The organism is Verrucomicrobiia bacterium (assembly GCA_035946615.1).
Taxonomy (GTDB): Bacteria; Verrucomicrobiota; Verrucomicrobiia; order Limisphaerales; family UBA8199; genus DASYZB01.
The window spans coordinates 1-5,806 of the sequence record DASYZB010000122.1; the positions used below are offsets into that span (position 1 = coordinate 1).

Consider the following 5,806-nt stretch of genomic DNA (forward strand, 5'->3'; position numbering starts at 1 on the left):
GCGGTGTGTACTGGACCAGCGGATTTCGACATGCTAACGAGGTGAATTGGCACTGATGCCTAGTGTAGCTTATCATTACGAATACATTCATTAGTTGCATTTCCATCATCGCCAAAAACCCCGCTTTTGGGACAGGCTCTATCTAAGCGCCATTCTGTTCTGACCCCCCCCTCGGAACGATTCAGTGCCTATTCGGGGAGAGCGCCCGCCTCGGGCGCTGTTCGGCGCGCCTCGCGCCGAACGCAGTGCGAAACACCGAAACACCAAAAGGTGACGCTACAATAGATACAACATGCCGACGCCGAGGGCGGCGTCGGCAGCGCCCGAGGCGGGCGCGCTCCCCAGCGCAATCCTTAGCGTTGATAAATGCCAATTCGAATTGAAAGCCACCGGAGATCTGAGAGTCTGGTTTTATGCGAAAGACATTGGTCCGTGGACGCATGAACCCCTTCCCCTTGCTGGTGAGTTGTGCGGTGCTCTGCTTTCCTGCCCGGCCGCTCCGGGCCCAGGCAGCGTCTCCACGCAATGAGGCCGATGATCCGGCCTTTGGCGCGTACTTCCGCCAGGAAACGGCCCTGCTCTCCAGGCGATGTCTGGCCGGGATATCGTCTCTGCAGGACTGGCAAACGCGCCGCGCGGAATTGCGGCGTCAACTCCAGGAAATGCTCGGCCTGTGGCCGCTGCCTGAGCGGACCGAGTTGCATCCGGTGATCACAGGCCAGCTCGAAGAGGAGGAGTTCACGGTCGAGAAACTGTACTTCCAGGCTTCGCCGCATTTGTATGTCACCGCCAACTTGTATCTCCCCAAACACCTGTCCAAGCCTGGGCCGGCTATTCTGTACGTCTGCGGCCACAGCCGGGTGGTGACCAATGGGGTCAGTTGCGGTTGCAAGGCCTATTATCAGCACCACGGCGCCTGGTTCGCGCGCAATGGGTATGTCTGCCTGATGATCGATACGCTCCAACTGGGCGAGATCCAGGGAATCCATCATGGGACCTACAACCTGGGCCAGTGGTGGTGGAATGCGCGCGGATACACCCCTGCCGGGGTCGAGGCCTGGTTTGCCATCCGGGCCTTGGATTATCTTTGCACCCGGCCCGAAGTGGACCCCGAGCGCATCGGCATGACAGGCCGCTCGGGCGGCGGCTCCTATACCTGGACGGTATCCGCCTTGGATGAGCGGGTGAAGGTGGCCGCCCCTGTAGCCGGAATGACTGACCTCCAGAACCAGGTGGTGGATGGCGCGGTCGAAGGCCACTGCGATTGCATGTTCTTCGTGAACACCTATCGCTGGGATTTCCCGCAATTGGCTGCCCTCATCGCCCCCAGGCCGCTCCTGATCGCCAACTCGGACAAAGACACCCTCTTCCCCCTGGACGGCGTGGTGCGGCTCTACTTCCAGACTCGGCGCATTTACCAGCTCTACGGCCAGACCAACAAGCTGGGCTTGCTCATCACAGACGGCCCGCATGCTGACACCCAGGACCTTCAACTGCCGGTCTTTCGCTGGTTCAATCGTTATCTCAAAGGCCAGGACCCGCTCATCGAAATGGCTGCAAAGCGCTTCTTTTCGCCCGAGCAACTCCGGGTCTTCGACCAGTTGCCTCCTGATGAGATCAACACCAAAATCCAGGAATACTTCGTAGCCCAGGCCCAGCCGCCCGCTTCCCCGGCCGGGTCTCCAGAGCGCCGGCGCTGGGAGGCCAATTGCCTGGCCACATTGCGCCAGAAAACATTCGGCGGCTGGCCGGCCGAGCCGCCGCCGGCCACGATTTCTTTGACAGACGACCGGAAGGCGGATGGAGTGCGCATTCGACGCTACATCGTCTCTCCCCAACCGGGGATCGAGCGGCCGCTGGTGGTTGTGAACGATGTGAGGGTCCGAAAACCACAACTCATCATTCTGCAAGTGTTGGATAGCTCTGACTGGACCAACTCACCCGAAAGGGCCCTCTGGCAAACCTCAAGTTCGCCCGTGGATTGTGTCCCGTTGCGCCGGCGTATGGAAGCTCAGCGGGCCGCCCTGGCTTTCTTTGCTCCGCGCGGCATCGAGCCCACTCCTTGGGCAGCCGACTCAAAAACCGCAATCCAGATACGCCGGCGGTTTATGTTGCTGGGCCAAACATTGGACGGGATGCGCGTTTGGGATATCCGTTGCGCGGCCAGGTCGCTGAGGTCCCTCGCACCATACCGTGATGCGGTGATTACCGCACAGGCTTCCGGGCCAATGGCGGTTAACAGCGCCTACGCCGCGTTGTTCGAGCCAGACCTCACGGAATTGGAGCTGGGTGACGTGCCAAAATCGCACCGAGATGGGCCCGACTACCTCAACGTCCTCAAGACGTGGGATATCCAGCAGGCGCTGGACGTCCTGGGCCCGCGACTGCACTTCAATTGACCGGCGAAGAGCCGCGGAATACTCAGGCTCTAAAGGCCATTGACCCGGAGGTCGCTACCAATGCGGCATTGAATGGTGACGGTGGCGTCAGTGCTCGATGAGCACCCATGAACCCGTGGCCGTTCCTGCAAACCCGAAACCTGATCGGGACGGTGGCCTCAACGTCACCTGAAACTTGGTCAGTTGTAAAACGCCGGCACGGAGGATACACTGCTAGAGGTTATGCGGCTTTGTCATCCCTGGCGAGCAGGAATATGGTTTGTGGCGGTGTCTGTTAAGTATATGCGTCAGACTGGGCGACTTTCCTGGCCAATCGTATTCATTTCCTCGCTCGCCAGCGGATTACTTGTTGGTGCCACATCCGAGAGTTTCAACCGGGCAACAGCGCTTTCACTCCCTTACGCCCAGTTTGACCAGTCCTTCGGTTTGGGCTGGCGATGGTTATTCGACCAGCGCGACTATCGAAGGGCGGCAAGTCTCATTGAGGATTATCTCCGCGGACACCGGGAGTTAGGCCCAGGTCAACAGAAATTCCTTCACCTTCATGCAGGGATGCTGTTTGCGCTGGATGGACAAACAGCTCGTGCCGTTCGGCATCTGGATAAAGCTACGACTTCAAGTAGTTTACCGGAGCTGTGGCCCGACTGGAACGACTATGTTACCGCCACCCGGGCATTCTTGGTGCATGACCGCACAGGGCTTGAAGCTGCCAGAGATCGGTGCGCTGCGTCTCATAGTCCCCGATTGGCTCAGGTGGACAGGATGGTGCAGGTTTTTGGGAGTTCATATTCCGACTGGTATTGGTGGGCGCGTATATGTCCGAAGGTTGTCGTCTCGAACGATGCATCGGCAGAAACCAGGGCCGCAGCCGAAAAGCTCGCGAAGTCAGTTGCCGCATCATTCTCGATTTCGGATAACGGCCCACAGCCGTCATGCGTGTGGGTCGAGATGGATGAATTTGCTCCGAAGTCTTCTGCGAGTGGTTATGTCATTATTCATTCACCGGACGGCACGGAGATTAGGGCATCCAATCCATATTGGCTGAATGCGGCAGTGGAGCGGTTCGTTCAATCGTCACGAGTGCGCCACGGTTTACGGGAAGCACCTTTTGGTTTGACGACAAGTTTCAATTTAGCCATCACGCCACCTAACACCCGACCGCAGCGAACCGTGCGATGACCGCCCAATTAATATTCTCAAGCCATCACCACACGATGCCCTCTCGGGCTTTCATCGGGGCCGTTAATTCCAAAACCGCCTCCATGCAACCGCGCAGAGCACCATCAGGAGAATTAGCGCTCGGGCCATGCCCAAACCATCACGCGGCAAAGTGGGGGTCAGAACAGCTCATCTTGACTGCGCTCAGCATCTTCGGCGCTTGACGTTTGCGCAACTCCATCGCATGCTGGCTTTCAATGGCAAGGAAGCTGCGACTTCAATACCCTGGGGCTATTTACCACGCCATGAACCGGGGCGACCGCCGCGAGCCGATCTTCCTGGACGACCTGGACCGCCACCAATTCATTGATACCCTTGGCCAAGCCTGTGAGAAAACCGATTGGCAGGTCCACGCCTGGTGCCTCATGAACAATCACTTTCATCTGGTGGTTTGCTGGAGCAGTTATCCCCTTTACCTCCAGGAGCCTTCGCTGCGCCCAAGCTGGCTGCGCGTGGACCGGCTCCTGGGTGAGTGGGGCATTCCCAAAGACAGCACCGCCGGGCGCGGGCAACTGGCCGGTCTGATGGAAGCCCGCCGCCGGGCAGAGGGTTTGGGAGAATACCAGCCCAAAGGCTGGTATCTTGGCAGCGAGGAATTCCGTCAAGAACTGCTGGCACAAGTGGAACATCAGGCCGGTCCGCGCCATGTCGGGGAGGAAGTTTTTCAGAGTGCCCAGGGCAAGGCGGAACGAATCGTGAGCCAGGAGCTCCGGGCTTTGCGATGGGGTGCGCTGGAGCTGGAACGCCATCCAAAGGGACACCCCGCAAAGGTAAAGATTGCCGCACGCTTGCGAAACCAGACCACCATGACCCTGGACTGGATCGCAGATCGACTCTGCATGGGCTCAGCGGGTGATGTGAGCCACCTGCTCTATCGTAAACACCGATGCTATGATACAGCTATGATACCGATGTCAGTTAAAATAAGCTATTCTGACCCCCACTCGTCCGTTCCCGTTTTTTGCCGGAAAATGTCAGGTCCCTGCGGGAATCATCCGTGCGCCCTTTTTGAAATATGAAATCTCAAACCTGAGATCCTGACTCCTTCAACGATATCTAAGAGGCTCTTGCCCGTTAATGAAGTTTAACTTAAAGTTGAATAAATGAAAACGGTTACCATGCTGGATTTTCGGAAAGACGCCGAAGGCATCCTGCGCCGCGTCGCCAAGGGCGAGAGATTCCTTCTCTCCCACCGCGGCCGGCCTGCAGCGCGTTTGGAGCCGGTTCTAACCGAAGGTCCTGCCCGTCCAGCTACGGATCCATTTCTAACGATCGGACAGCGCGCGCTTCCAAGTCCTCAAGGCGAAACTCTTCACGCTGGCATAGACAAAATCCTTTATGGCCGCGCCTGAGGTCTTAATCGATACTGCCGGCTTTCTAGCCCTGTGGGACGCTTCAGACGAACACCACCACCGCGCCGTCCAATTGCAATCCGCATTGGCGCGCAAGAAGGGCCGATTTCTCACGACCGATTACATCGTTGATGAAACCGCCACTCTCCTGCTCAAGCGCCACAGCCATGCCGCGGCTGCCGATTTTCTTAAAACGGTTCTCGGGAGCCGAGCCTTGCGTGTTGAATGGATTGATGCCGACCGATTCGTCACTGCTGCAGAGTTGTTTTCCCGTCACGATGACAAAGAATGGTCTTTCACCGATTGCGTCAGCTTCGCGCTGATGCGAGAATTAAAAATCCGGGATTCGTTCACCACCGATCATCATTTCACCCAGGCTGGCTTCAATCCCTTGTTAAAGAGCCCAGCTTGAGACCATACGGCGCTCACGGCGAGATCAGGCGAAAAAACCAGCCTCCCTCTGGCGCTGGCAGGCTGACCTGGTATTGGAGGTTGCTGTAGCTGAGCGTCCGGATTGCCGTCACGTTTGACCAGATGCCGGTGGTCAGATCAGGGCTTTCCTGCAAAACAAAGTTCATCGAGGGCACGGTCCACGAAAGGAGCAAATTGGCGCCAGAGGGCTTAATGTTGAGGACGGGCGTGGGCGTGCTTTGCCATGTGTAAATGCCGCCGCCATTGACTGCTGCAATCAACTTGCGTAACTGCTCAGGTCGATTTTGCGCCTTGAGGCAGGAAAGGGCGGCCATCAAGAGCGAGGCGGAGGTATTCGAGGACGGGCAGGCCGTGTTTGCGGAGAGTTGAGATGTAGCTGCGGATGCGGGCGTGGCGACGAGCGCC

6 protein-coding genes are annotated in these 5,806 nt (G+C 57.9%); 5 read left to right on the forward strand and 1 reads right to left on the reverse strand.

Going from position 1 to position 5,806, the window contains the following annotated elements; all coding sequences use genetic code 11:
- Positions 1–413 precede the first annotated feature (413 nt).
- From VG146_18205 to VG146_18225, 5 genes are all read left to right on the forward strand, one after another.
- Positions 414–2,399 carry an alpha/beta hydrolase family protein gene (locus tag VG146_18205; GenBank protein ID HEV2394288.1) on the forward strand — a complete coding sequence of 662 codons (1,986 nt, stop codon included), beginning with the start codon at positions 414–416 and terminating at the stop codon, positions 2,397–2,399.
- Between the two features lie 267 nt (positions 2,400–2,666).
- Positions 2,667–3,578, forward strand: a complete 912-nt coding sequence (locus tag VG146_18210; GenBank protein HEV2394289.1) for a hypothetical protein — start codon at positions 2,667–2,669, stop codon at positions 3,576–3,578.
- A 236-nt stretch (positions 3,579–3,814) separates the two neighbouring features.
- Positions 3,815–4,636 (forward strand): transposase, encoded by an 822-nt coding sequence (locus VG146_18215; GenBank protein ID HEV2394290.1) that lies wholly within the window; start codon positions 3,815–3,817, stop codon positions 4,634–4,636.
- A gap of 84 nt (positions 4,637–4,720) precedes the next feature.
- Positions 4,721–4,969, forward strand: coding sequence for a type II toxin-antitoxin system prevent-host-death family antitoxin (locus tag VG146_18220; GenBank protein ID HEV2394291.1), 249 nt, complete (start codon positions 4,721–4,723; stop codon positions 4,967–4,969).
- Positions 4,956–5,381: a type II toxin-antitoxin system VapC family toxin gene (locus VG146_18225; protein ID HEV2394292.1), complete on the forward strand. Its 426-nt coding sequence runs from the start codon at positions 4,956–4,958 to the stop codon at positions 5,379–5,381. The genes VG146_18220 and VG146_18225 overlap by 14 nt, the downstream gene beginning before the upstream one ends.
- A 13-nt stretch (positions 5,382–5,394) precedes the next feature.
- Here VG146_18225 and VG146_18230 read toward each other — a convergent pair.
- A partial coding sequence (locus VG146_18230; protein ID HEV2394293.1) for a hypothetical protein occupies positions 5,395–5,806 on the reverse strand: 412 nt, incomplete at its 5' end.